Raw genomic sequence first — 24,580 nt, 5'->3', positions numbered from 1 at the left:
GGCCGTGAGCCTGGAATCCACGGCCGCGGCCGCTCGGACGCCTCGCCGAAACGTTCAACCCTCCCCATGACGCTCGATCGCCTCGGCGAGATCGATCCAGTGCGGACGGTTGTTCCACCAGTGGACATGGTCCGGCGCGGGAAAGGCCGGATCGGCGAAGGTGCCGCCGGCGATGACGACGGAACCGGGAAAATAGTCCCCGGATTTCGAAAACCCGCCGCCGCCGCAGATCCGGCAGAAGGCTTTCATCACATCGGGCGTGCGCTCACCTTGCGGAAACCAGGTCGAATAGTCGCCGGAAAGAACCCGGACATCCTGCTCGCGGAACCAGACATTGTGCGACAGCGCGCTGCCGGATGCACGCTGGCAACGCGTGCAGGTGCAGAGGTGGTTGTGCAAAGGATCGCCGTCGACCTCCAGGCAAAGCGCGCCGCAGGGACACTTGGCATGAAAGATGGGCATGTGGATCCTCCCGTGCTGACAAATACTTTGTCGATCTGACCGCTCTGCAATCGATAGTTCCCGCAGAAATATCCGAGATTCTCGAATGTGAAACCACTAGGGACAGCCGACAGCCGATCAATCGTGCTTCGCCCGATGCCGGCAGGATCGTCCTGAAGCGGTCAATTGAAGAAGGAACGGCATTGGCCTAAGCTTTGCCCATGACTGAGAGGTTCGACATTCGGCGCACGATTGGCAGCGATGTTCTTCCGACAGGGAGCCTCGGCGGAGAGACGATCCCCATCGGCGATTCCGCGGGCTATCCCGAAAGGCTTACGCGATGGCGCCGAGCGCGGACGATGATGCGCCACGCCAGTCTGAGCGTGTGCGGCCTCCTCGCCGTTCACTTCCTGGCTTGCTACCTGACCATGCTGCTCTGGATCATCGGACCTCAGCTGGCGACCGGCATTGGCAGTATCCGCCTGTCGTTCGCGCTGGTCCTGATGATGACGATTTATGGATATGTGTACTCACTGCCGTACGTTCTGCCTCTTGCCATTCTTTCGCTGGTCATTCTTCGTCCATTTGCGCAACGTTCTGCGCCGACGGTTCTGGTAACCGGCGGTCTGTGCGGCGCATTGACCGTATCTCTTGTCGGGTATCAGTTGTCGCTTACGGCATCGCAGGAATTCCGGTTTCGAACCTTGCTCGTCTCTGCCGTTGTTGCAGGAAGCATCGGCGCATGGATCGTCAAAGCCTTGCTTGCGCGCCTCGCTCCTTCACCCGCCCCCCGGCAATCCGTCAGCCGCGACGCTGAAGACTGATCTTCTTTGAATGATCTTTTACGCAAAGCGCATCGCTGATCGCGCCCGCGCCTTTGCAGCGACTTCAGCACGGTCGCGCGGCGGCTGCGAGGTCTCGAGCGAATGCAGCAGCTCGTGGGCGCATTGTGCGATCGCATTGACCGCCTGCTCGAATGCCGCCTCGTTGCGCTTCGAAGGCTTGTTGGTTCCGCTCAGCTTGCGCACGAACTGCAGCGCGGCGTCATGGATCTCCGCGTCCGTCGCCGGCGGATCGAAATTGAAGAGAGGCTTGATATTTCGGCACATGGCTTGCTCCCGGTCGTCTCCCCTCCCATCCAGGAGGATGATTGCTTCCCATAATCTAGTCGCGTGAGCGTAAATGACAAACGGGCTGGTCGTCAGCAACGCAATCCGCAAACAGCGCGGCAAGGCGAAGGTTGGCAGCAACAGCACCGCAGCCTCGATGCGGAGAAGATCGATCCCGGCGCCACGGCGTCAATGTCGCGTCGAATCTCGCGATGCAGACCGCAGCGCTCGAAAACATCCTCACTGCCACCCGCGAGCAGGAGCAGCGCCATGAGCTGAAGGGCTAGACGGGCCATGTCCCCGAAATAGAAAAGCCTGCCGCGGGAGGAGGTGCGGCAGGCTTTCCTAAAAGAACCGAACAGCGACTTGGGAGGAGGAGTGCCGCTGTTCCAACAGACGTCCCTTCGGGAGGAGGAGTGGGCCATCTGAATCTCGAAGCGGTGCGGGAGGAGGAGCATCGCTTCGATTGAGATAATCATACTCGCACCAGCGCCATCTGCCAGCCTCTATGTTGCACTGCAGCTATGCACCCGCCGCAACGATCCGCTGGACAGCTGGGCATTCCATACCCTTATTTGTCGGCTTTCTGCCGCTCCTCATCGAATTTCAGCGCCTCTAAAGGCTCACACAAATGTGCGCGGACAAATTAACCTTGGAATTCCATTGTGCGGCGCAGCAATCGTCCCCATATCAAGTGTTCAGACCGATTGGCGGCCAAGGAGACGACATTGCTCGATAAGCCCCCACAAAATCACAGCTTGGTCGAAATCGGGAGGTTCGGCTCCAATCCGGGATCCTTAAAGGCGTGGCTGTATGCGCCTTCGATCATGGCCCGCGGCGCCCCGCTGGTCGTTGCGCTGCATGGCTGCACACAGACGGCAGAGGGCTACGCCGCAGGTTCCGGCTGGTCCCAACTCGCCGAGCGGCGCGGATTTGCGGTGCTTTATCCCGAGCAACAGCGGTCGAACAATGCCAATCTCTGCTTCAACTGGTTCGAGCCCGGCGACATCAGCCGGGATGCGGGTGAGGCATTGTCCATCCGGCAGATGATCGGCCATCTCGTCCAGTCGCAGGGCATCGATCCCAAGCGCATCTTTATCACAGGCCTGTCGGCAGGCGGTGCGATGGCGAACGTCATGCTGTCGACCTACTCTGAGATATTTGCAGGCGGCGCAATCATCGGCGGGCTGCCCTATGGCGTGGCAGGCAGCGTGGCAGAGGCTTTCGAGCGCATGCAAGGCCGCAATCCGCCGACTGTCTCCAAGCTGCAATCGGCGCTCAAGCGCGCATCGAACCACCGCGGGCCCTGGCCTACGATTTCGATCTGGCACGGCACGCATGACCAGACGGTCCGGGCCAGGAATGCCGATCAGATCGCCCAGCAATGGAGCGGCGTGCACGCCCTTGCCATCGAGCCAACGCGGAGCGAGTTGATACACGGCCACAACCGCAAAGTCTGGCTCGACGCGAAAGGCATGGAGGTCATCGAGATCTATCTCGTCAAGGGCATGGGCCACGGCGTTCCCCTGGCGACGGGCGGCGATCGCGCGATCGGCAGAGCCGGCCCGCATATGCTCGAGGCGGGGATTTCCTCGACCGTTCGTATCGCGCATGCATGGAATCTGGCGACGGAGGCAGACGTCGAGGAGGCTGAGCCAGCCGGAAGCTTTGTCCGTCGCGAAGAGCTCGACGTGGCTCCATCCACGATAGAAAGAGCATTGTCCTACGCCAGGTCGCGCGCCAACGTCGCTAGCGCCCCCGACGGCAAGATCGCCAAGGTCATAAACGATGCGCTTCGCGCGGCGGGGCTGATGCGATAGCCAGACATCTCCCCAAGCGGGAATGATCAGCTATCAGTGCGAGAAAGACGCTGGCTGCCGTAGGGCCCACAGTGCTAGTTTGGCGCGGCAGCCGCCGTTTCGCCCGGCGGCAAGATCCGGAACATGAAGGTTGAAACCTTCTCCCCCGGCTGGAAAGGTCCGGGGACCTGATTGCTGACCGGTTTCAGGCTTTGCAGGAAGACGGCAATTGCTGTCACGTCTTCTTCCGTGAGTTGCGCCAGTGCATGCCACGGCATGATCGGCGCCAACTGGCGGCCATCCGGCCGCTGCCCGGCCTGAAGCGCCGTCACGATCTGCTCCCGGGTCCAGCTGCCGATGCCGGTCTCCTTGTCAGGCGTAATGTTGCGGCCGACGAAAACACCCTGCCCGGGGATCTCGAAGCCGACATCCGATCCACCCAGAAATCGCGCGCTGTCCGGTTTCCCGAAGAAATATCCCGGCGTGTGGCAGTCGTTGCAGCCGCCGATGGTGACGAGATACTCGCCGCGCGCAACCTGCGCATCGTCGGCCGCTGCCATACTCGATTGCAACGCCAATGCTGACGCGGCAAAAAATGCCAACCGAACGCTCAATCGAAACATCGTCCCCTCCAAGATACACAGAAGCTCGCAACGGCCAGCGAACTGAATATCACCATTAACCCCCTCGATATATTAGCCATTCTGAATTAACGAGGATGGCGGAGAGGATAACCGTCGGACGGCCGGCAGTGCGCGCAGGCTCTGCACAATGGTAGGCTTCGGTGTTTTCACGAGGGGTCGCGGCGATTATTGCCTCATATTATTTGTGGTTCCAAGCTCACTGATTTGAATGATGCGCAAAGGCTTTCGACAACAGCCGCACGGCTCCGACAAGCGGGGCCTGTCTGGCCAATTGCTTCGAAGCCTGGCTACTGAAAGAGCAAAGAGCCCATGAGGCCCGCGGAGATTCCGTCTAGTCCATCTTCTTTGCCGCGCGCTCGGCGGCTTTGCCCACAAGATCGCGGTCACCCGTCTCGTGAGTGGCCGCCATCGTCATATGCGTGATCTTCCAGCCCTCGGCAGATTTCACCAGCCCGTAGCGATAATGGCCGGAGAGAACCCAGAGATCCTTGCCTAAACTATGCGTCGCCTGGAAATCGGCCTCGGCCGTCGCCGTGTCGCCTGATGCATCCACAATCGCGTGGTTGGTGACGAGATGCAGCGTCCTGTCGAAGCCCGGCAGAAAGTTCGACCATTGCGCGACCACTTCATCGGCTGACAGTGTGACAGCTTCGCCGCCCCAGAGGCTGGTATAGTCGAGTGTCACCTTCTCGGCGAAGGCGCCCCGCACCCGTGGCCATTGATGGCGATCGGCGCCGGCGGCGATGTCCGTGATGGCATCGATGATGGCGAGGCGGTCTTCAGGCTTCATGCTATCTGCCTTGGCGATGGAGGGTGCCACCATCTTCATGAAGGCAACGGGACTTGCAATGATCATTTTCATGGGCCCGCCGCCCATTGTAAACGCCTTTGCTATCGCGCGATTCAGCTTCTCGATCAGCACGCGCCGGGCAAGCGTTCTTACCTCAGTCTTAGGGGCAGTCGTTGCATTCCCATTGATGACCTCCGAGCCTGACACTGATGCCCACTTGCAGTCTGGACGGTCGGCATATAAATTGACGCAATGCTTGATCGTTCATCCCAGACTCCGACGCAAATTCCTACGGACGCACTCAGCGAAATTCTACGAGACTTTCGCCTGAGTGGAGTCAACTACGGTCGCTGCGAGCTGCGTCATCCATGGAGCATCGCCTTTGCGCAGCAACAACTGCTTCGCTTTCATTTCGTCAGTGAGGGGCCATGCTGGATCCATACCGAAGCCCAGGGATGGGAGGAATTGCAGGACGGCGATCTGGTGTTGTTGCCACAAGGTGTCGAACACCGACTGGCCAGCAAGCCTGATGTTGTCGGGGACTCGCTCAAGAGCTGCCAGGTCACCAAGCTGGGGGGCAATGTCTGTGACGTGGTGCAGGAAGGGACAGGAGCGACGAGCACCTTGTTCTGCGGTTCGATGGCTTTGGGTGCGAATGCCCTCAACCCGTTGATCGCTCTGATGCCGCCGATCATCAAGGGTTGTGATGTTGCCGGCAATGATCCGATCGTCGGCCCCCTCCTCGCCGCCATGACGGCAGAGGCGTCGCAGCCCCAGATCGGCAGCGCCACGGTCTTGTCACGCATGGCTGATGTACTCGTCGCGCGGCTCATTCGGTGCTGGGTCAATTGCAGCGGCGCCTCGACAAGCGGCTGGCTCGCCGCGATCCGTGATCCGCATATCGGTCGTGCGCTGGCAGCCATGCACCGAGATCCCGGCCATGACTGGACGCTTGAGACCCTTGCCGGCGTGGCCGGTCAATCGCGCTCGATCTTCGCGGAACGCTTCAGCGCCATCTTGGGGGAAGGCGCGGCACGCTATCTCGCCCGTCTGCGCATGCAGCTTGCACGAGAGCTGCTCGGTCAAAACATGTCCGTTGCCGCGGTCGCTTCGCAACTGGGCTATGAATCTGAAGCTTCTTTCGCTCGCGCCTTCAAGCGCATCACCAGCGTCTCGCCTGGCGTTGTGCGCCGCACCATTTCCGGACGAACGGATATGGAATTCGGACTTTAGGATACATATCATCCTGAAAAACTCCGCTATTAAGACCTCCAACACTTGGAGGTACTTCAATGACGGACACAACATCACAGCTTGACGGCGCCGCGATCGGCCTCGATTCTACCGTTCCGAGTACATGGAGCCCAACAACCTGGTTCGCCGTTATTTCCATGGCAGCCACAAGCTTTGCGCTCGTCTCAGCTGAATTTCTGCCGGCAGGTCTGTTGACGCCAATGGCGCGTGACCTTGGCGTCAGCGAGGGAACCGCCGGCCAGGTTGTCACCGCCACCGCGTCTGTTGGCGCGGTGACGGCCTTGTTGAGCAATGTTCTCATCGGCAAACTGAACCGGAAGACTGTCCTGGTCGGCCTAAGCGCCTTGGCTATCGGCTCCAATCTCCTGGCCGCGCTGGCGACGGATTTTTGGCTGTTGTTATTGGGCCGGGCCGGGCTGGGCGTCGCGCTCAGTGGTTTCTGGGCGCTTTCGGTTGCCGTCGTGGCGAGACTGGTCGGCACCAATGCGACAGGTCGGGGTATGGCCATCGTCACCCTCGGTGTCTCTCTTGCCACCATAGCTGCACCATCCATGGGTGCCTTGATCAGCGATTGGCTGGGCTGGCGTGCCGCCACGGCCATGACCGCAGGGCTCGCAGCGATTGCGATGCTGCTGCAGATACTCAGCTTGCCGACGCTACCCGCAAGCACAAGCAATCGTCTTTCCGACGTCTTCCGGCTGACGAAACGGCGCACTGTGCAACTCGGGATGCTCGCCATCCTCTTGCTGATGACGGGACATTTTGCCGGCTCGGTCTATGTGCGACCCTTCCTCGAACAGGTGACGCTGCTTGGCACCGGGCCGATTGCCCTGGCGCTCCTCGGGTTTGGCATCGCCTCTGTGATCGGCAATGTCGCCGGCGGCCGACTGGCAGACGCGAATATCCACGTGGCGCTCGCTGTCACCGGCGTATTGATGGCGTTTTCGGCGCTTGCTCTCGTACTCTGGGGTGCACAGAGCGGCATCGCGTTTGCCCTGGTGACACTTTGGGGTTTCGCTTTCGGGATGGCTCCTGTTGTATTGCCCACCAACTTGTCCCGGGGCGCAGCAGACGCCTTGGAGGCTGCCGGCAGCCTGATGGTCGTTTCGTTCCAGGTCGCCATCAGCATCGGTGCGCTGTTCGGCGGCTATGTGGTCGATCACTTCGGTGCCTCAGCGCCATTGACATTTACAGCCGTCCTGGCGGCATCGACTATCGTTCTGGCGTTGCTTCAGCCCCGCAGCTGACTTTTGGAGCTCAAGGTGAGCAGATCGCCCGATTTCAAAAAAGGACATAGCTATCAGGGGCCCTCGGCGAAGGGCACCGCATGCCACAAACTATCGGATAGAACTGAAGCTCAACGCCCCCGGCGGCAATTTTGATACGCATGGGAATAGATGTGGAGCAAATCGGCAGATCTATCGCGCTCTCTCGATATGAGGATATGATCTCCCTTAAAAGGGCATCCGGCATGAGGAGCATCCGATGATCCACGAATTGCGCGTCTATACATGTCTGCCGGAGAGGCTGCCGGCACTGCAACAGCGTTTCGAGACCGCGACGCTGGCGATCTGGGAACGCCTCGGCATCCGCTCACTCGGCTTCTGGACGACGATGATCGGTTCTTCCAGCAACGATCTGACCTACCTGATCGAATGGCGGTCGCTGGCGGAGCGCGAGCAGAAATGGGCCGAGTTCATCGCCGATCCGGAGTGGCAGGAAGCGAAGGCGAAGAGCGAGGCGGATGGGCCGATCGTCGCCAACATCGTCAGTTCGCTACTGAAGCCGACACGCTTCTACCGCGGCTTCTCCAACCTGTCGGAATAACGGTTACGGCCGGCCGAGACCACATGACCATGTCCGACACCGCCGCCCTCCTTGAAGACGCCGCCGATCGCATCGCCGACATTTCCCGGGCAGATCTGCAGATCATGCGGCGCCGCGCCGCGCTGCTGTTGCGGAACTCCGGGTCGATCGCATTCGAAGACGACATTGAAGAAGCTCTTCGAGATTTGTCCGGAGAGTTCGGCAAGACCCGCAACGATACCGTTCGGTTCATCGTACGGAGTGGATGGAGAAGAACACCTATCTGCCCGCCCCTATGTTGGACGAGGAGACGGAAGTAGACGGGCATGCGTGATCAACCGAGCACGGATGTCCCCATACCCTACGACTACATCGCTTACATCGACGAGGCCGGCGATCCGGGCATACGACGCGTGATGCCAATCGATAACACAGGCGGTACGGAGTGGTTCAGTGTCGGGTGTGCCGTTATAAAAGCCACACGCGAACGTGAGGCCGTGGACTATGTCAATCGTGTGCGTGGCCTTATTCGATCTTCGCAGCGGCCAGATCTACATTACAAAAAACTTCAACCCTGGCAGCGCCTGGTGGCATGTACCGAACTGGCGAAAGAGAACACCCGCCTCTTTGCCGTAGTGTCAAATAAGCAGACGATGCGAGGCTATCGAAACCCGAACGCCGAAGCCGTCTCGCTTCATCCGAACGACTACTTTTACAATTATTGTATCCGCATTCTATTGGAGCGCGTGACCGAATGGGTAGAGCGGCGTTCGATAGTTGAATTTGGTGAGCCGCGAAAAATGCTTCTGGTGTTTAGTAAGCGCGGCGGCCACTCATATCGCCATGTTGAGACCTACGCCAAAATTCTGCGACTTCAGAAAGAAACCGGCAAGTTGTTTCAGCATTTTAGAGCGCCGAGATTTACAGTTATTGATCCTAGGCTGATGAAGGTAATTCAACACGATCAAAATGCTGGGCTGCAAATGGCGGACATAGTCGCCAGTGCCTTTTATCAAGCTGCACACGCTCGAGCGCTAAATTGGGATACAGAACCGGCGAAGGCGTTAAAACCAAGGCTCGGGTCGATCAACGGCCGTTATGTCGATAAGGGCATCCAACTCCTTCCCTGGCGTAGCTGGACCCTCCCGCTCACTGAGCAGCAGAAAGAGATTTTCAGGTTTTACGGATATCGGATTTAAGTGGCGGGCCCCGGTCTTGTTACCATCGGCTGCGGTAGGTCATCATCCAGTGGACGACCGTCAGTTTACGACTGCTATCCCCTGCATGGGATAACCCAAGATAGTTCCGGCGTAACCCGCCGTCTTCGATTCTAGCAGCTTTCTAAAAATAAGGAATCGCGCGATGGTTGAAACTGGCAAACGGCGGGATCGTTTGCCCAGACGCAGGAATGTTCGGCCCGGCGCCCTCGCCGGCGAGTTCGGCATGACGCGCAACGACACGATCAGCTTTATTGTACGGGAGTGGATGGAGAAGAACACCTATCTCGCGGTCCACGAGGTCGACGAAGACGGCGATGTGGACGGGAATGCCTGAGCCACGCTATTCTCGGCGAACCATACCTCCCATGATTGGAGCATCCGTATGCCAAGTCTCGCGCAGATGACCGGTTCACTCCATATCCACAACTTCTATATCGAGAAGTTGAAAGCCAAGCAGGAACAGCTTTTCGAAAGCGACACTGACCTGGCGATGCTTCTCGACAACGTGGCTGCCATTCGGTCAGAGCACGCCGAAGTATTGGCTGACGATATTGCCGACATGGAATGCGACGATGGATGGCGGGTGACAGCAAGTAGGGTCAATGTTAAATGATCAAGCCTGAACTCGCATTCGCCATCATAATGATGAGCAACTTCGCAGCTCCGATCGGGGCTTTTATCGCTGGGCGCTCGTGGCCACGTTGCCGGAAGACATTGCACCTTTTGGCGGTGATCTGGGTCGTTCTGTCAGTGTACGTATGCGACAGAATGACAGTCACGCCAAATATCACCGCTGTGGACGACTCATATGACGGACTAGATCAGTTTATAGTCGTCATCGCCATCTTGTTGCAGCAGCTAGCCATCCTAGTGACCTACCTAGCTTGGTATGCGTGTAGCGCATTTGTTAAGTGGCAGCGCGCATCTCGAAAAGAAGCAGGACCCCTCATGTGAAGGGAAGCCACCGGACATTTCAATCCATGCTGTGAACGTCGACATCGTCCTCACGCTCCCGAAGCCCCATATAGGACGCGTGCCGTAGCTTCCCGTCACGCGTCCAGGCTGCCTTGTGGCTGGCATTGACATTGGTGCGTGACCCTAGCAGGGGTAAACGAACACAACAGCTGCAATCTGAGTTTGTGAGCCGCGCCTGTGCTAGCCGAGGGGATGGATGCTTTTCTGACCTTACCTTGGATCATTGGCCAAAAATTCCAATTTTGGCGTTCGCCCTTTTGACTACCATAGCTCTCGTTACGAGAAATGACCGGAGAACGTTTTGCTTAGATTCAACAAGGAGTTATAATGGGTCCATTATCCGATCTGGCAAGCTTTTTATCAGAGAAACTCATAAGCGGCTGGAAAGAGAGAAGTATATGGAAAAATATAGCTATACTATTGGTATGTCTGGTTGTTTCTATATTTAGCACAGCAATAACTGTCATGACGGTGCATGAATCATTTAGTAATTTTTTTGGAAGATAGGTTTCTCCAGTAACTATTCCAACTCATAAACCGCCGCATTATCAGCAGCATCGCGCAGTCCCTTATAGGTCGGGTGGCGCAGCTTGCCGTCATGCGTCCAGCCTCGATATTCTATCTCGGCAACAAGCTTCGGCTTGATCCAGATCAGGTTCTTGCGCCCACCGGAATATTTGACGGCCGGTTTGGTCGTCTTGATCTTGTCCATCGTTGCGCGAAGCCTCATCGCCTCGTCTGCCTTAAAGCCCGTTCCGACCGATCCCACGTAAACCAACTCGCCTCCCTTCCGAGCAGCCAACAAAAGCGCGCCGATGTTCCCGAACGCCACGCCGGACATCTGATAGCCAACGATCGCGAAACCATCGCTCTGGATGCATTTGATTTTCAGCCAGTCGCCGCCGCGACCGCTGCGATAGGTGCTGCGATGGGGGACGCTCTTATTGCCGGCGGACAGGGTTACAATCAAGGAATGCAGCGACAGCAGCCCACGTATACGCCGACGACCTGCACGTCGACCCCGCAAAGCACCTGGGTTGGTGGCCCGGTCCGTCAGGTTAGGACCACCTGCTATTGATGATCGCAGGATTGATCTTTTGCGCCTCACTGACGGCCGTCGACGGCGACACCGTCAAATGCGACGGGCAGAACATGCGCCTGCTGGGCGAAGGTGTTCCGTTCGTCTCGGGCATCGACACGAGCCGTCGAGCGGGAGCAAACCTAGGCTTCTATTTTCGCAGGATTTTCTCCATCGCCCTGCCCTTGGCGAGTTCGTCGATCAGTTTGTCCAGGTGACGGATTTCCCGCATGGTCGTTTCCCGGATTTCTTCCACGCGGACGCCGCAGATCACGCCTGTGATCTGCGATCGGGAGGGGTTCATCTCAGGTGCCTGTGCAAAGAAATCCTCGAAGTTGGCGTTCCCCACCAACTGATCGTCGAGGGTCTCTCGGCTATAGCCCGTCAGCCAGCAGATGATTTCGTCGACTTCCGCCTTCGTGCGCCCCTTCTTCTCCGCCTTGGCGACATAGTGGGGATAGACGCTCGCAACGCTGACCGAATAGATGCGATGCTTCGTCATGGGTCCTCCGAGCCGATGGCTGACAATGAGCAACCCTCCTGCGGCGGGGCGCGGAAAAGCTTGGCTCATGGACGCAAACTCTACAGCGCCGCCGGCCATGACCGCAATTGGCGCAATCCAGCCCAAGCCACTGGTCTGCTGTCGGCCCAGAGCGGCCATGCTTCGATTACGCGCGGACGTGGACCATGAACTTGGGGTAGCCGGACGGTCCGCACGAACGCTTCGCCCGGCCTACGGAAGTTCAATCTCGCCGTCCACAACGTGGTTGAGGCCGGTGCCTTCCGCCGTTAGCGTCATGCGGACCTTCAACGTCTTGCCGCCGACCTGCCCCTTGCGCACCGCCTCCTCGATCTTGCGCTGCGACGTGACGCCGACTTCCTTCAGGAACTTGCGGATCGACATGTTGAAGGCGTCTTCGCTCATGGCGGAACTCCTCTGTATGCGGAAAGGATTGTAATGGAAGGTAAATCGTCAAGGAAGCAGCAATGACGCCCCAGGCCCCGGAATCTGACGCGAAAAATTTCGGCGACAGATGACCGCTCCCGGCCCAAAGCGGCCATACCGCCTAGAGGAATTTAGGTCCCGGCAAGTGCAGTTGGCTAGCTTTCATCGCGATGAGAAGAAATGCGAAGCCGAGAGGAATTATTATCAGTGCCAACCGAATTCGAACGTGCTTTGGGAACTCGTGAATGGATTTATAGCGGAACATATAGGGAGCCATCAGCGCGATCATTATCGCAAGGATACCCACCAGCAGATAGAAAAAGACGTCTTCAAACTGCAGATTAAGCATCTTTCCACCATTCACGCTGCCTTCTTTTAGCACTTGGGCGCGAAAGAGAAATCATAAAAGCGTGTGAAAATTCATCGTGACGATGACCGCAATTGGCGCAATCCTGCCAAGGCGATAGCCGGCCTTGGCGAACATGATGCGGCTGGCAACTACTCGCGTAGTGTATCCGCGACAAGGGCGTTGGCATGACCGTGGCCCATGCCATGTGCTTCTTTCCGCTTTGGCCACGGATGAGGTCTTTCCACTCTGCAATGGGACGGCCATACTTGGCCTCGATAGGCGGAAAATAAGAAGCCGGACCCTTGACTGAATCTGTTGCCATGATTTCTCCTAAACGTCAGTTGGTAGGTATAGCTCAGCGGATGCGCTGTCATCACCGATAACCGCTTATAGCGCTTCTGTGGCAAGGACCTCTGCCACAGGAGGAACTTCGAGAGCAGCTTTAATCTCGTCTGTGTCGAAGTAAAATGGCGTTGCCTCGATCAGCAGTCCCTCCTGAAATCTTAACAGTTGAGCGAACGGCTGAGAGACTGAAATACCTGTTTTTCGAGAGACCATCCGCAATGTACAGGAGACGTGCATGCTAGCAGGAGGGCCAGAACAGGTTAGGTTCTCGACCTCGAACGTGCTAAACGTGTCACTCATCAGGTGCATAAGCTCGGCTACTCCGGCTAATCCCCTCCAATCTCCTGCGTAGGGAACCGACGTCGGCTCGTGAACAACAACTTCAGTGTGGAATGCTTCTGCCAAGATGGCGGAATCCTTCTCCTTCGACGCCATGAAAGCGATTTCCACATCGAACATCTTCTCCAGTATCTGCATCGATGAGAGGGGATTATCTTGCTGCATAGTAAGCCCATTGGTTGTGAATGAAGAACGGACGCAGTGCTAGTTGGGACGGAGGGTTCGTGCCACCCGTTTCCTGCTGCTCAAAATGACCTCTGTCTTCAACTGTCGGCGGGGGATGGCACGATAAGCCGAACTGCAACAGAGTCGTTTTTCCGCAGCATGGTAGCTGCCGCCCACCTAATGTCCGGTGTTGGCGCATTGCCGCCCGGCAGCTTTGGCAGTCGGTCGGTGGTGTCTCTGACCTCATTTCTGCTAAAGCTGGGGAGTAAATCGGCCGCGATGCCACCAACTGCCGAAGTGTGAAGGGCGCAACGGGCTGATAGCCTCTTGTCTTGGAGGAGGAGCGCTGGGATGAGCACTGACCGGGAGACTGTGCGGTCCTATGATGCGGTCGCGGCGGAGTACGCTGCCGAGGCCGCGGTGATGCCCGAATGGGTCGCGACAGAGATCGATGTGTTCGTGACCGGGCTCTCCGGCTCGGGCAGAGTGCTGGAGATCGGAAGCGGCGGCGGGCGAGATGCACTTGAGCTTGAGAAGCGGGGAATCAGCGTCCGGCGAACCGACATTTCAAAGGGTTTCGTCGAACTGCTGCGCGAAAGTGGCTTTGAGGCCGACCTTTTGGACCCGCTGACCGATGACCTGGCCGACCCGCAGCGTCCCGGCATGCCGTATGACGGGATCTGGGCCTGTGCCTGCCTCATTCATGTCGCGCGCGAGGATTTCGGCACGGTGCTTGGACGGCTTGCCGAGGCGACCCGGACCGGTGGCCGACTGCACGTCTCGGTTAGAGAGGGCGACGGCGAGGATCTATCCACACACGGCAGTGCTGCAGCACCTCGGCGCTACGTCGAGACGTACTGGCGCGAGCCTGCCCTGCGGTCCGCACTTACAGACGCCGGCTGGATCGTCAGCGATATAAGTCGGTACGTCGGAAAACCCCATGATCGCTGGCTGAGCGTTCGGGCGAGTCGGGCCTGAGGCAAACAGAACTTGCGGGAATGGCCGGTTGTGGCTCGACTATGAACTCGAGGTGATCACCGCAATGTCGGCTTCCCGGTGAAGGCAAGATCGCCCTCTGTGGCGACATACGGATGCATTAATGACATTGCGTTCCAGCCGAAAGAATGGCCAGCCCTCGTCGGATCTCGGTACCCTCCTCACGTGTTGTTGATCACGATCTCGCAGCGGCTGGTTGCACCGCACACTCTTTGCTGTTCTTTTCGCACCTGCGAACGAATCGCTTCTGTAACCCGCCGGACAAGAGACATTCCTCCTGCCAGTCCGACGTCCGGCCAGAAAGAGGATCCGAACAATGGGTGATCTCCTGAAAGGTATCTCCAGTTTTCGCGGCGCGGTTTTTCCCAACCAGTCGGCGCTTTACCGCAAGCTGGCGAGGGAAGGCCAGCAACCACAGGCACTGATGATATCCTGCGCCGACAGCCGGGTGATGCCCGAAACCATCACGCAGGCCGGTCCCGGCGATCTCTTCGTCTGCCGCAATGCCGGCAATATCGTACCGCCCTTCTCGACCCTCAATGGCGGGGTCTCTTCCGCCATCGAATATGCGATCCTGGCGCTCGGCGTCAGCGACATCGTCGTGTGCGGCCATTCGGATTGCGGCGCAATGAAGGGCCTGTGCCATCCGGAGCTGCTCGAGCCGATGCCCAATGTCGCAGCCTGGCTGCGCCACAGCCACGCCGCCCATTCGATCGTCTGCCGGGCCTATCCTGATGACCTTTCCGAAAGTGACCGCGTGCGCGCCGTGGCGATGGAAAACGTCGTCGTTCAGCTCGATCACCTGAAGACGCATCCTTCGGTGGCCGCGAAACTCGCCACCAGCGAGATCACTCTGCATGGCTGGTTCTTCGACATCGAGACCGGCGAAGTCCAGGTCTATGACGGGGCGAAAGCGACCTTCACGGTGCCGCAGGAGGGAGAGCCGCTGCCGGTTGCGGTCACCGGCCGCGATCGGCCGCATGTCATGCCGCAAATCGCAGCAACGCTTGCCGCGGAGTAGCGCCATGACAGCAATCAGCTCCGCCTTTTCGCGCGACCTCGCCTCGTCGCTGGTCGTCTTTCTCGTCGCCATTCCGCTTTGCCTCGGGATCGCCATCGCCTCCGGCGTGCCGGCGTCGATGGGCCTGATCTCAGGGATCATCGGCGGCATCGTCGTCGGCTTCCTGTCGGGCTCGCCGCTGCAGGTCTCCGGACCGGCAGCCGGACTTGCCGTCATCGTCTTCGGCTTCGTCGAGGAATACGGCGTCGCCATGCTCGCCCCCGTCCTGATCGCCGTCGGTTTCCTGCAGATCGCCGGCGGGTTCCTGCGGGTCGGTTCCTGGTTCCGGGCGATCTCGCCGGCCGTCGTTCACGGCATGCTCGCCGGCATCGGAATCCTGATCATCCTGGGACAGATTCATGTGCTGATGGATGCCAAGCCCGCTGCCGGCGGCATGGAGAACGTCGCGGCTATCGAGGACAGTTTCGCCCGTCTCTGGGGGACCGGCCTGACGAGCGAGGCAACCGCCCTGAAGATCGGGCTCATATCTCTCCTTGCCATGGTGTGCTGGGAGAAGTGCCGCCCGAAATCCCTTGCGCTGGTTCCAGGAGCGCTGGTCGGTGTCGCGGCGGCGACGGTTCTCGCCGCCGCGTTGCAGCTGCCGATCGCCCGCGTCGAGGTCCCCACCTCGCTCGTCGACAGCATCACACTGCCGACCGGGGAAAACTTCGCCCGCTTGCTGGAGCCCGGCGTCATTCTCATGGCGGTGATGATTGCCGTCATCGCGAGTGCCGAAACGCTTCTTTCGGCCGCCGCCGTCGACCGGATGCATGACGGCGTGCGCACCGGGTTCAACAAGGAGCTGTTTGCCCAGGGCGTCGGCAACGGCCTCTGCGGCCTGCTCGGCGGATTGCCGATCACCGGCGTCATCGTCCGTTCCTCGGCCAACATTCAGGCCGGCGCGCGCACGCGGGCCTCCGCCATCCTGCACGGGACCTGGATACTGGGCCTGGTGGCGCTTGCGCCAAGCCTGTTGACCCTGGTGCCTTTGTCGGCCCTCGCCGCAGTCCTGCTCGTCACCGGATGGCGGTTGATCAGCCTGCGCCATGTCCGCCACCTGTTCGAGCATCATGGACTGGTTCCGGTCGGCATCTGGGCGGCGACCGTTGCCATGGTCGTCCTGCAGGACCTGCTGGTCGGCGTCGCGCTGGGCCTGGCGCTGTCGATCATCGAGATCGTGCCCTACCTCAGGCGAAAACTCGCCATCAGGCACGCGGAGATCGACGAGGAGATCCATCTCCAGCTCGGCGGCGCAGCCACCTGCAAGGACGTGCCCATTCTGCTGAACACGCTCGAGCAGCTGCCCGAGGGCCGCAAGGTCAAGATTGTCGGCGAGGACCTCCATTACATGGATCACACCAGCGCCGAAACCATCAGCGAATGGCTGCGACGCGAGGCGAAGTCCGGCCGGGCGATCGAAATTCATCCGCCGCCGGCCGCACGCCACCCCCGCCTGAAACCGCTGTTTCAGCGTTTTGCGACCGAGGTCGCCTGATCAAATCCGGGGAGGGCAACCGCCCTCCCCGAGCGCTTTTATCCATGGCTTTTCAAACCGCGGCTGCCGTCCCAGCGGTCTATTTCACCGGCCAGACGAAGAGCAGCGCGGGCACGCTGACCAGGATGATCAATGCCGACAGCGGCAGGCCGAGACGTGGGTAATCGGAGAACTTGTAACCACCAGGACCGAAGACCAGCGTGTTGCATTGATGGCCGACCGGGGTCAGGAAGTCGCAGCCCGCGCCAATTGCCACGGCCATCAGGAAGGCTTCCGGCCTGAAGCCGAGACCGGTTGCAAAACTGGCGGCGATCGGCGCCATGACGAGAACGGTCGCGGCGTTGTTGAGGAAGGGTGTAACAGCCATGGCGCTGACCAGGATCAGGCCGAGCGCAGCCCATACCGGCAGATTCATCGCCACCGCCCCCAGCCAGCCGGCAATCAGGTCGCTGCCGCCGGAGGTGCGCAAGGAATCCGAGACGGGAATAAGGGCGGCGAGCATGACCAGGATCGGCCCGTCGACCGCTTTATAGATATCCGTCAGCGGAATCGCCCGGAAGACAACCATGCCCAGCGCCGCTGCAAAGAAGGCCACGGCAACCGGCGCCAGGCCGACGGCGGTCGTTGCCATGGCGAGCGCCAGCATCAGAAGCGGAATGAAGGCGCGGCGCCGGATGCCGAGCATCACCTCGCGCTGAGCGAGCGGCAACAGCCCAAAATCCTGCAGAAGTGCCGCCAGGCTTGCCCGGCTGCCCTGCAGAAGCAGGACATCGCCGACGCCGAGGGTCAAGCTGCCCAACCGTTCCTTGAGGCGCTCCCCGCGCCGGCTGATCGCCAGAATGTTGACCCCGCGCGTGTAGGAAAGCGCCAGCTCCTTGGCCGAAAGACCGGCAAGCGACGAGTCCTGGCTGACGATCGCCTCGAGCGAAATAATATGGGTGTCCGGCTGGCCCTCTTTCGTCAGCGGCTTGCCGGACAGCTTCAATTTGCCTTGTGATACGATGCGGTCCATCGCCGCCGAGGGACCTTCCAGCATCACAATATCGTCCAAGCGGAGCGTGAGATCAGGAAAGGGCGCCATCCTGGTGCCGCCGCGCAGCACGGCCGTGGCGATGACCTCGCCATCGCCTGCTTTCACCAGGTCGCTCAATGCCCGCTCGAGCAGCGTCGACTGGCCGGTGATTGCGACTTCGCTGGTGTAATTCTTGATCTCCACGACATCTTCGATGGCGTGGTCCTGCTTGGTGCGGCTTGGCACCAACCAGTGGAAGAACAAGAGAAAGGTGATGCCGACGACCGTCAGGATTGCGCCGATCGGCGTGAAGTCGAACATGGTGAAGGATGTTCCCGTCATCTCCTCCCGCAGCCGGGATACGACGATGTTCGGCGACGTGCCGACCTGCGTCATCAGTCCGCCGAGCAGGGCGGCGAATGACATCGGCATCAGGTATTTCGAGGGAGAAGCGCCGGATTTCCTGGCGAACTGAAAGGCGACCGGCATCATGATGGCGAGCGCGCCGATATTCTTGATGAAGGCAGACAGCAACGCCACGGCGATCGTCAGCAGCGCCAGCTGGGTGGGAAACGTGTTGAGGTTTGGGAAAAATCGCTTGATGGCGGCATCGACGATGCCCGACCGGGCCACGCCCGCGCTCACGATCAGGGCGCTGCCAACGATGATGACGATGTCGTCCGAAAAGCCGGAGAAGGCTTTTTCCGGTGGGACGATTCCTGTCGCGACCGCCAGAACGAGCGCGCAACAGGCAACGACATCGTAGCGGAAGCGATCCCAGATGAAGACCGCCATCATGAGCCCGATGACAGAAAATGCGATGATCTGCTGTGTCGTCATACGGACCTGAGAGAGGCTGGGATGTCGCCGACAACCGAGCGGAACAAGATATCCAGGGAACGCCGTTACCACCCGCGAGTTCCCTGCCCCGCTAATCTAGCGCCTGTCAGCCTCCTGACCAGCTTATGCGTGCGCGAATACATAGAGGGCATGCCGGCGAGCCTGTTCCGCCGGCCATCGCAGCAACGTGTCACTGCAGGCCCGCGCAAACGCGGACAATGAGACGCCGCGGCGGCAGCGGCCTTCGGAATTCAGCCGTCACGCCCCCGCACCGCCCAGGAGGCGGTATCGTGATCGGGATGCTGGTTGTTGCTCTGCTTGATCGCCGCGGCCCAATCGGCGCCGTTGGTTTCGGTCGCACCGGTATTTTCCAGTCCCGTGATCGTCTCGAACCAGGTCACCATGTTTTCGGTGCAGGTATTGGCGAGCGGCGGGAAGGCATTCGGATCGTCGAGCGAGCCAATCATCAGGTTGGTGCGGCCGTTTTCGAGGTGGTGAAAAAACAAGGGCGTGCCGCAATTGGCGCAGAAGCCGCGCTCGACCAGCTCCGAGCTCTTCCACACGCTCGGCTTGCCGCGTGTCCAGGTGAGCGCATCATCGGGCGCGGCGACGAGCGCGGCAAAGATGCTGCCCGAGGCCTTCTGGCACATGCGGCAATGGCAGAGATGTGAATTGTCGAGCATGGCGCTTGCTTGGTAGCGCACGGCGCCGCACTGGCAGCCGCCGCTCACGCCTCTCTCGATGCGTTTCATTTTCTTCTCCTGCAAGAGGTGGAATGGGCCTCATCCCTTTTAGGTAGTGGTGTTTCGATCGTCCAGCGTTGATCGCCGCCTCCGATATGACCCCTAAACCATCGAAGCCTTCCCCGTTCGCGTCTCCTGATGGTTGAGAGCGTTCCTGCAGCCGGCCGCGGCGCAGAACTCTTCGGTGTCGATCAACGGGAAGTGCAGGTTGCCATCAGAATACTCGCGCAAATAATCACATGCATTGGTGAATCACTATATCCACAGACAAATTAACTCTATTGTATAGTTTGAAGCATTTTATGTATTTCATGGCTTACGATTTGTAAAAAGATAATATACCTTCCAGATGGGCATGTTTATCCTGCGATTGCGTCGGGGGACGAGTGGGCGCGCCCGCGTAACAATAACGATTGGCGGCGAACATCTCCGTCGTTCGCAGTATCACTGGGGGGAGTTTGTAATGGCGACTACGACAGTTTCAGGCACGACCGTCACGTTTTCGAATTCAGGCGCGGCAGCCGATCTGACGCAATCCGGCAGCGAGGACGGCAGCCTTCAGTTCACGTTCGACGTTCTGGCCGCAAGCGGCGGCGGCGTGAAGACGACGATCTATTCGGTGGATGACGGCATCAAGAACGACGACGGAGGGGCAACGATCGTCGTTACCAACAAGGCGTTCGTCGATTACAACAAGGATCTGCTGATCCAGGACGGCGTGGGCATCAGCTTCAGCCAAACCAGCCAGATGGGAGCAACATTCTGGATCGGCAATGACAACAAGATCCACTATGACGCAGGCGGTCTGAGCGCGCAGATCAACGCGCTCGATGCGGGAGAAACCTTCAAGGACACGATCCAGTACACGATCAAGATGTCGAACGGCACGCTCAGCGTCGGCACGCTGACGGTTGTGATCAACGGCATCAACGACGCCCCCGTCCTCAGCGGCAATGCGGCGACGTTGGCAGGCAGCGAGGACACCCCCTACACGATCAGCGCCGCCGATCTGCTGGCCGGCTTCTCCGATGTCGATGGCGACCAGCTGTCGGTCTCCGGCCTCACCGCCAACCATGGTGCCCTGGTCAACAACAATAACGGCACCTGGACCTTCACGCCTGACGCCAACTACAACGGCCCGGTCAGCCTGAGCTATACCGTCACCGACGGCCATGGCGGCAGTGTCCCGGCAAGCCAGACCTTGACGCTGGCGGCCGTCAACGACGCCCCGGTTCTCAGCGGCAGTGCGGCAACGCTCGCCGCAGGCAGCGAAGATACCCCCTACACGATCAGCGCCGCTGATCTGCTGGCCGGTTTCTCCGATGTCGACGGCGACCAGCTGTCGGTTTCCGGCCTGACCGCCAATCATGGCGCCCTGGTCGATAACAACAACGGCACCTGGACCTTCACGCCTGACGCCAACTACAACGGCCCGGTCAGCCTGAGCTACTCCGTCACCGACGGCCATGGCGGCAGTGTGCCGGCAAGCCAGAGCTTCACGCTGGATGCTGTCAACGACGCCCCCGTCCTCAGCGGCAGTCCAGCAACGCTCGCCGCCGGCACCGAGGACACCCCCTACACGATCAGCGCCGCCGACCTGCTGGCCGGCTTCAGCGATGTCGACGGCGACCAGCTGTCGGTTTCCGGCCTCACCGCCAACCACGGCGCCCTGGTCAACAACAACAACGGCACCTGGACGTTTACGCCTGACGCCAACTACAACGGCGCGGTCAGCCTGAGCTACACCGTCATCGACGGCCATGGCGGCAGTGTGCCGGCCAGCCAGAGCTTCACGCTCGATGCGGTCAACGACGCACCGGTCCTCAGCGGCAATGCGGCGACGCTCGCCGCAGGCAGCGAGGATACGCCCTACACGATCAGCGCCGCCGACCTGCTGGCCGGCTTCAGCGATGTCGATGGCGACCAGCTGTCGGTCGCCGGCCTGACCGCCAATCACGGCGCCCTGGTCAACAACAACAACGGCACCTGGACCTTCACGCCTGACGCCAACTACAACGGCCCGGTCAGCCTGAGCTACGCCGTCATCGACGGAAACGGCGGCAGTGTCCCGGCGACGCAGAGCTTCACGCTTGATGCCGTCAATGACGCGCCGGTTCTCAGCGGCAATGCCGCGACATTGGCAGCAGGCAGCGAGGACACCCCCTACACGATCAGCACCGCCGACCTGCTGGCCGGCTTTACCGATGTCGATGGCGACCAGCTGTCGGTCGCCGGCCTCACCGCCAACCACGGCGCCCTGGGCAATAACAACAACGGCACCTGGACCTTCACGCCGGATGCCAACTACAACGGCCCGGTCAGCCTCAGCTACGCCGTCATCGACGGCCATGGCGGCAGTGTGCCAGCCAGCCAGAGCTTCACGCTGGCGGCCGTCAACGACGCCCCCGTCCTCAGCGGCAGTGCAGCAACGCTGGCGGCCGGCACCGAGGACACGCCCTACACGATCAGCGCCGCTGATCTGCTGGCCGGCTTCAGCGATGTCGATGGCGACCAGCTGTCGGTTTCCGGCCTCACCGCCAACCATGGCGCCCTGGTCGACAACAATGACGGCACCTGGACCTTCACGCCTGACGCCAACTACAACGGCCCGGTCAGCCTCAGCTATACCGTCATCGACGGAAATGGCGGCAATGTGCCGGCGACGCAGAGCTTCACGCTGGATGCGATCAACGACGCGCCGGTCCTCAGCGGCAATGCGGCAACGCTCGCCGCCGGCACCGAAGACACGCCCTACACGATCAGCGCCGCCGACCTGGTGGCCGGCTTCAGCGATGTCGATGGCGACCAGCTGTCGGTTTCCGGCCTCACCGCCAATCACGGCGCCTTGGTCAACAACAATAACGGCACCTGGACCTTTACGCCTGACGCCAACTACAACGGCCCGGTCAGCCTGAGCTACGCCGTCATCGACGGCCATGGCGGCAGTGTCCCGGCAAGCCAGAGCTTCACGCTGGCGGCCGTCAACGACGCCCCCGTCCTCAGCGGCAGTGCGGCGACGCTCGCCGCGGGCACCGAGGACACCCCCTACACGATCAGCGCCGCCGACCTGCTGGCCGGCTTCAGCGATGTCGATGGCGACCAGCTGTCGGTCGCCGGCCTCACCGCCAATCATGGCGCCCTGGTCAACAACAATAACGGCACTTGGACCTTCACCCCTGACGCCAACTACAACGGCCCGGTCAGCCTGAGCTACGCCGTCGTCGATGGCCATGGCGGCAGTGTGCCGGCGACGCAGAGCTTCACGCTGGATGCAGTCAACGACGCCCCCGTCCTCAGCGGCAGTACGGCGACGCTCGCCGCAGGCAGCGAAGATACGCCCTACACGATCAGCGCCGCCGACCTGCTGGCCGGCTTCAGCGATGTCGATGGCGACCAGCTGTCGGTTTCCGGCCTCACCGCCAATCACGGCGCCTTGGTCAACAACAACAACGGCACCTGGACCTTCACCCCTGACGCCAACTACAACGGCCCGGTCAGCCTCAGCTACTCCGTCATCGACGGCCATGGCGGCAGTGTGCCGGCAAGCCAGAGCTTCACGCTTGATGCCGTCAATGACGCGCCAGTCCTCAGCGGCAGTGCGGCGACACTTTCGGCCGGCAGCGAGGACACGCCCTATACGATCAGCGCCGCCGACCTGCTGGCCGGCTTTACCGATGTCGACGGCGACCAGTTGTCGGTCTCCGGCCTCACCGCCAACCATGGCGCCCTGGTCGACAACAATAACGGCACCTGGACCTTCACGCCGGATGCCAACTACAACGGCCCGGTCAGCCTGAGCTACGCCGTCATCGACGGCCATGGCGGCAGTGTGCCGGCGACGCAGAGCTTCACGCTGGATGCGGTCAATGACGCCCCCGTCCTCAGCGGCAATGCAGCGACGCTCGCCGCAGGCACCGAGGACACCCCCTACACGATCAGCGCCGCCGACCTGCTGGCCGGCTTCAGCGATGTCGACGGCGACCAGCTGTCGGTCTCCGGCCTCACCGCCAACCATGGCGCCCTGGTCGACAACAACAACGGCACCTGGACCTTCACGCCGGATGCCAACTACAACGGCCCGGTCAGCCTGAGCTACGCCGTCATCGACGGCCATGGCGGCAGTGTGCCGGCAAGCCAGAGCTTTGCGCTGGCGGCGGTCAACGATGCTCCGACGGCGGTTGTGTTGTCGAACACCGTCACGTCGACGCCCGAAAATGGGGGCGTGATCAAAGTTGCCGATATTGCGGTGACGGATGTCGATTCCGGAAACAACGTATTGTCGCTGTCTGGCAGTGACTCCGCGTCATTCACCATCTTGAACGGCGCGCTGTACTTCAACGGCGGCGCGAACTTCGAAGCGAAGGCCGGCTACGACGTGACCGTGAACGTGAATGATGCAACAGTCGGCGGCACGCCGGATGCCTCGCATAACTTCCATCTCGGCATCACCGACGTGCTCGAAAGCGACAGCGATACGAGCAATGACCATGATACCGACACAGCGACCGCGACTACGACAAACTGGGGCGAAACCAACGGTGTCGATATCAAGGTCGGAAATGCGGCGGACAACACCATCAGCGGCGGCAACTCTGGCGATACGCTCTACGGCCAGGCAGGCAACGACACGCTGAATGGAAACAACGGGGCCGATGCGCTCTACGGCCAGGCGGGCAATGACATACTGATCGGAAGCCAGGGCTTGGACACGTTGTACGGCGGCTCCGGCAACGACACGCTCAATGGCAGTGGCGAGCAGGATGACCTTTGGGGTGGCTCCGGCAATGACACATTTGTGTTTACGACCGGCGACAGCACGTCCGGCGCCCCGGACACGATCTTTGACTTCCACCATGGGTTTGACAAGATCGATGTGAGCGGGGTCGACGCGTACACTGCCAACCCTAACACCCCCGGTGATCAAGCCTTCGCCTGGAGTGGAACAACGGCGACGGCTCACAGCGCCTGGTACACGGAAAGCGGCGGCAACACGATCCTTCACTTCGATAGCAACGGAGACACGAATACCGACGAAACGACGATCGTCTTGACAGGCACAAACCTGGGCTTGACGAGTTCGGATTTCATCCTCTGATCAAAACGGCGGCCGCTTTCCGGCCATGTCGCCACCGCGGCGGTTTCATCGCGGTGGCGGCCCAAAGTCTTTTTCCATC

Annotated in this window: 21 protein-coding genes and 5 pseudogenes; 14 read left to right on the top strand and 12 right to left on the bottom strand. The window is 60.2% G+C overall.

Annotation, left to right across the window (positions count from 1 at the left end; genetic code table 11):
- Nucleotides 1-54: 54 nt before the first annotated feature.
- Nucleotides 55-462 (bottom strand): GFA family protein, encoded by a 408-nt coding sequence (locus AMC88_RS05740; RefSeq protein ID WP_064824961.1) that lies wholly within the window; start codon nucleotides 460-462, stop codon nucleotides 55-57.
- 338 nt (nucleotides 463-800) lie between these two features.
- Between AMC88_RS05740 and AMC88_RS05735 the strand changes: the two genes are divergently transcribed.
- On the top strand, nucleotides 801-1,265 hold the full coding sequence (locus tag AMC88_RS05735) for a hypothetical protein (protein ID WP_141397944.1): 465 nt from the start codon (nucleotides 801-803) through the stop codon (nucleotides 1,263-1,265).
- Nucleotides 1,266-1,283: 18 nt separating this feature from the next.
- Here the strand turns inward: AMC88_RS05735 and AMC88_RS05730 are convergent, their stop codons facing one another.
- Complete coding sequence (locus AMC88_RS05730) at nucleotides 1,284-1,550, bottom strand: DUF2277 domain-containing protein (protein WP_004676994.1); 267 nt, start codon at nucleotides 1,548-1,550, stop codon at nucleotides 1,284-1,286.
- 665 nt (nucleotides 1,551-2,215) lie between these two features.
- On the opposite strand from AMC88_RS05730, the gene AMC88_RS05725 reads away from it, so the two are divergent.
- Nucleotides 2,216-3,370, top strand: coding sequence for an extracellular catalytic domain type 1 short-chain-length polyhydroxyalkanoate depolymerase (locus AMC88_RS05725; RefSeq protein ID WP_064824959.1), 1,155 nt, complete (start codon nucleotides 2,216-2,218; stop codon nucleotides 3,368-3,370).
- Nucleotides 3,371-3,444: 74 nt separating this feature from the next.
- On the opposite strand, the gene AMC88_RS05720 is transcribed toward AMC88_RS05725, so the two are convergent.
- Together AMC88_RS05720 and AMC88_RS05715 are read right to left on the bottom strand one after the other, a co-directional pair.
- Nucleotides 3,445-3,972 carry a c-type cytochrome gene (locus tag AMC88_RS05720; protein ID WP_064824958.1) on the bottom strand — a complete coding sequence of 176 codons (528 nt, stop codon included), beginning with the start codon at nucleotides 3,970-3,972 and terminating at the stop codon, nucleotides 3,445-3,447.
- Nucleotides 3,973-4,324: 352 nt separating this feature from the next.
- On the bottom strand, nucleotides 4,325-4,855 hold the full coding sequence (locus tag AMC88_RS05715; RefSeq protein ID WP_064825814.1) for a nuclear transport factor 2 family protein: 531 nt from the start codon (nucleotides 4,853-4,855) through the stop codon (nucleotides 4,325-4,327).
- A 180-nt stretch (nucleotides 4,856-5,035) separates the two neighbouring features.
- Here AMC88_RS05715 and AMC88_RS05710 point away from each other — a divergent pair, with 180 nt between their 5' ends.
- The 7 genes and pseudogenes from AMC88_RS05710 to AMC88_RS05680 all read left to right on the top strand — a co-directional run bounded on the left by AMC88_RS05710 (nucleotide 5,036) and on the right by AMC88_RS05680 (nucleotide 9,676).
- Nucleotides 5,036-6,016 carry an AraC family transcriptional regulator gene (locus tag AMC88_RS05710; RefSeq protein ID WP_064824957.1) on the top strand — a complete coding sequence of 327 codons (981 nt, stop codon included), beginning with the start codon at nucleotides 5,036-5,038 and terminating at the stop codon, nucleotides 6,014-6,016.
- A 59-nt stretch (nucleotides 6,017-6,075) separates the two neighbouring features.
- Nucleotides 6,076-7,284, top strand: coding sequence for an MFS transporter (locus AMC88_RS05705; RefSeq protein WP_064824956.1), 1,209 nt, complete (start codon nucleotides 6,076-6,078; stop codon nucleotides 7,282-7,284).
- A gap of 238 nt (nucleotides 7,285-7,522) precedes the next feature.
- A complete protein-coding gene (locus AMC88_RS05700) occupies nucleotides 7,523-7,864 on the top strand; it encodes an NIPSNAP family protein (RefSeq protein ID WP_037137388.1) in 342 nt (113 codons plus the stop codon).
- Between the two features lie 23 nt (nucleotides 7,865-7,887).
- A pseudogene (locus AMC88_RS05695) lies at nucleotides 7,888-8,177 on the top strand (CopG family transcriptional regulator).
- Nucleotides 8,170-9,042 carry a DUF3800 domain-containing protein gene (locus AMC88_RS05690; protein ID WP_064824955.1) on the top strand — a complete coding sequence of 291 codons (873 nt, stop codon included), beginning with the start codon at nucleotides 8,170-8,172 and terminating at the stop codon, nucleotides 9,040-9,042. Before AMC88_RS05695 ends, AMC88_RS05690 begins: the two are co-directional and overlap by 8 nt.
- Before the next feature lie 226 nt (nucleotides 9,043-9,268).
- Nucleotides 9,269-9,397, top strand: a pseudogene (locus AMC88_RS05685) (CopG family transcriptional regulator); the annotation flags it as partial.
- 48 nt (nucleotides 9,398-9,445) lie between these two features.
- Nucleotides 9,446-9,676 (top strand): hypothetical protein, encoded by a 231-nt coding sequence (locus tag AMC88_RS05680; RefSeq protein ID WP_064824953.1) that lies wholly within the window; start codon nucleotides 9,446-9,448, stop codon nucleotides 9,674-9,676.
- Between the two features lie 882 nt (nucleotides 9,677-10,558).
- Here AMC88_RS05680 and AMC88_RS05670 read toward each other — a convergent pair.
- Nucleotides 10,559-10,963: pseudogene (locus AMC88_RS05670) on the bottom strand (ATP dependent DNA ligase); the annotation flags it as partial.
- 152 nt (nucleotides 10,964-11,115) lie between these two features.
- Here AMC88_RS05670 and AMC88_RS33980 point away from each other — a divergent pair.
- Nucleotides 11,116-11,238 (top strand): annotated as a pseudogene (locus AMC88_RS33980) (thermonuclease family protein); the annotation flags it as partial.
- A gap of 29 nt (nucleotides 11,239-11,267) precedes the next feature.
- On the opposite strand, the gene AMC88_RS05665 reads toward AMC88_RS33980, so the two are convergent.
- The 5 genes and pseudogenes from AMC88_RS05665 to AMC88_RS05650 all read right to left on the bottom strand — a co-directional run bounded on the left by AMC88_RS05665 (nucleotide 11,268) and on the right by AMC88_RS05650 (nucleotide 13,260).
- Complete coding sequence (locus AMC88_RS05665; RefSeq protein ID WP_064824951.1) at nucleotides 11,268-11,618, bottom strand: DUF2200 domain-containing protein; 351 nt, start codon at nucleotides 11,616-11,618, stop codon at nucleotides 11,268-11,270.
- Nucleotides 11,619-11,849: 231 nt separating this feature from the next.
- Nucleotides 11,850-12,041, bottom strand: a complete 192-nt coding sequence (locus AMC88_RS05660) for a DUF6494 family protein (protein WP_064824950.1) — start codon at nucleotides 12,039-12,041, stop codon at nucleotides 11,850-11,852.
- Nucleotides 12,042-12,183: 142 nt separating this feature from the next.
- Complete coding sequence (locus AMC88_RS05655; RefSeq protein WP_190306516.1) at nucleotides 12,184-12,426, bottom strand: hypothetical protein; 243 nt, start codon at nucleotides 12,424-12,426, stop codon at nucleotides 12,184-12,186.
- Nucleotides 12,427-12,560: 134 nt separating this feature from the next.
- Nucleotides 12,561-12,733 (bottom strand): annotated as a pseudogene (locus AMC88_RS31885) (DUF4287 domain-containing protein).
- A 65-nt stretch (nucleotides 12,734-12,798) separates the two neighbouring features.
- Nucleotides 12,799-13,260: a nuclear transport factor 2 family protein gene (locus AMC88_RS05650; RefSeq protein WP_225884132.1), complete on the bottom strand. Its 462-nt coding sequence runs from the start codon at nucleotides 13,258-13,260 to the stop codon at nucleotides 12,799-12,801.
- 351 nt (nucleotides 13,261-13,611) lie between these two features.
- Here AMC88_RS05650 and AMC88_RS05645 point away from each other — a divergent pair, with 351 nt between their 5' ends.
- The 3 genes from AMC88_RS05645 (at nucleotide 13,612) to AMC88_RS05635 (ending at nucleotide 16,811) form a co-directional block, all read left to right on the top strand.
- The gene (locus tag AMC88_RS05645) at nucleotides 13,612-14,238 is read left to right on the top strand and encodes a class I SAM-dependent methyltransferase (RefSeq protein ID WP_064824947.1); all 627 of its coding nucleotides are present in this window, start codon (nucleotides 13,612-13,614) and stop codon (nucleotides 14,236-14,238) included.
- Nucleotides 14,239-14,572: 334 nt separating this feature from the next.
- Nucleotides 14,573-15,277 carry a carbonic anhydrase gene (locus AMC88_RS05640; protein ID WP_064824946.1) on the top strand — a complete coding sequence of 235 codons (705 nt, stop codon included), beginning with the start codon at nucleotides 14,573-14,575 and terminating at the stop codon, nucleotides 15,275-15,277.
- Nucleotides 15,278-15,281: 4 nt separating this feature from the next.
- A complete protein-coding gene (locus AMC88_RS05635) occupies nucleotides 15,282-16,811 on the top strand; it encodes a SulP family inorganic anion transporter (RefSeq protein WP_064824945.1) in 1,530 nt (509 codons plus the stop codon).
- Between the two features lie 79 nt (nucleotides 16,812-16,890).
- Here AMC88_RS05635 and AMC88_RS05630 read toward each other — a convergent pair whose 3' ends face one another.
- Together AMC88_RS05630 and AMC88_RS05625 are read right to left on the bottom strand one after the other, a co-directional pair.
- Nucleotides 16,891-18,663: an SLC13 family permease gene (locus tag AMC88_RS05630; protein WP_064829915.1), complete on the bottom strand. Its 1,773-nt coding sequence runs from the start codon at nucleotides 18,661-18,663 to the stop codon at nucleotides 16,891-16,893.
- A 251-nt stretch (nucleotides 18,664-18,914) separates the two neighbouring features.
- Nucleotides 18,915-19,415, bottom strand: coding sequence for a GFA family protein (locus AMC88_RS05625; protein WP_064824944.1), 501 nt, complete (start codon nucleotides 19,413-19,415; stop codon nucleotides 18,915-18,917).
- Nucleotides 19,416-19,869: 454 nt separating this feature from the next.
- On the opposite strand from AMC88_RS05625, the gene AMC88_RS05620 reads away from it, so the two are divergent.
- Nucleotides 19,870-24,501 (top strand): cadherin-like domain-containing protein, encoded by a 4,632-nt coding sequence (locus tag AMC88_RS05620; RefSeq protein ID WP_064829914.1) that lies wholly within the window; start codon nucleotides 19,870-19,872, stop codon nucleotides 24,499-24,501.
- Nucleotides 24,502-24,580 lie beyond the last annotated feature (79 nt).

Source organism: Rhizobium phaseoli (genome assembly GCF_001664385.1).
GTDB classification, from domain to species: Bacteria; Pseudomonadota; Alphaproteobacteria; order Rhizobiales; family Rhizobiaceae; genus Rhizobium; species Rhizobium phaseoli.
The sequence above is the reverse complement of the archived record's forward strand: the minus strand, read 5'-3'. Positions and strand labels throughout refer to the sequence as shown.

Coding starts and splice junctions, on each gene's coding strand:
- AMC88_RS05620 (WP_064829914.1), top strand. CDS start 19,870: ATGGCGACTACGACAGTTTCAGGCACGACCGTCACGTTTTCGAATTCA.
- AMC88_RS05715 (WP_064825814.1), bottom strand. CDS start 4,855: ATGAAAATGATCATTGCAAGTCCCGTTGCCTTCATGAAGATGGTGGCA.
- AMC88_RS05660 (WP_064824950.1), bottom strand. CDS start 12,041: ATGAGCGAAGACGCCTTCAACATGTCGATCCGCAAGTTCCTGAAGGAA.
- AMC88_RS05735 (WP_141397944.1), top strand. CDS start 801: ATGATGCGCCACGCCAGTCTGAGCGTGTGCGGCCTCCTCGCCGTTCAC.
- AMC88_RS05650 (WP_225884132.1), bottom strand. CDS start 13,260: ATGCAGCAAGATAATCCCCTCTCATCGATGCAGATACTGGAGAAGATG.
- AMC88_RS05665 (WP_064824951.1), bottom strand. CDS start 11,618: ATGACGAAGCATCGCATCTATTCGGTCAGCGTTGCGAGCGTCTATCCC.
- AMC88_RS05710 (WP_064824957.1), top strand. CDS start 5,036: ATGCTTGATCGTTCATCCCAGACTCCGACGCAAATTCCTACGGACGCA.
- AMC88_RS05640 (WP_064824946.1), top strand. CDS start 14,573: ATGGGTGATCTCCTGAAAGGTATCTCCAGTTTTCGCGGCGCGGTTTTT.
- AMC88_RS05645 (WP_064824947.1), top strand. CDS start 13,612: ATGAGCACTGACCGGGAGACTGTGCGGTCCTATGATGCGGTCGCGGCG.
- AMC88_RS05740 (WP_064824961.1), bottom strand. CDS start 462: ATGCCCATCTTTCATGCCAAGTGTCCCTGCGGCGCGCTTTGCCTGGAG.
- AMC88_RS05635 (WP_064824945.1), top strand. CDS start 15,282: ATGACAGCAATCAGCTCCGCCTTTTCGCGCGACCTCGCCTCGTCGCTG.
- AMC88_RS05690 (WP_064824955.1), top strand. CDS start 8,170: ATGCGTGATCAACCGAGCACGGATGTCCCCATACCCTACGACTACATC.
- AMC88_RS05625 (WP_064824944.1), bottom strand. CDS start 19,415: ATGAAACGCATCGAGAGAGGCGTGAGCGGCGGCTGCCAGTGCGGCGCC.
- AMC88_RS05730 (WP_004676994.1), bottom strand. CDS start 1,550: ATGTGCCGAAATATCAAGCCTCTCTTCAATTTCGATCCGCCGGCGACG.
- AMC88_RS05630 (WP_064829915.1), bottom strand. CDS start 18,663: ATGACGACACAGCAGATCATCGCATTTTCTGTCATCGGGCTCATGATG.
- AMC88_RS05680 (WP_064824953.1), top strand. CDS start 9,446: ATGCCAAGTCTCGCGCAGATGACCGGTTCACTCCATATCCACAACTTC.
- AMC88_RS05720 (WP_064824958.1), bottom strand. CDS start 3,972: ATGTTTCGATTGAGCGTTCGGTTGGCATTTTTTGCCGCGTCAGCATTG.
- AMC88_RS05705 (WP_064824956.1), top strand. CDS start 6,076: ATGACGGACACAACATCACAGCTTGACGGCGCCGCGATCGGCCTCGAT.
- AMC88_RS05700 (WP_037137388.1), top strand. CDS start 7,523: ATGATCCACGAATTGCGCGTCTATACATGTCTGCCGGAGAGGCTGCCG.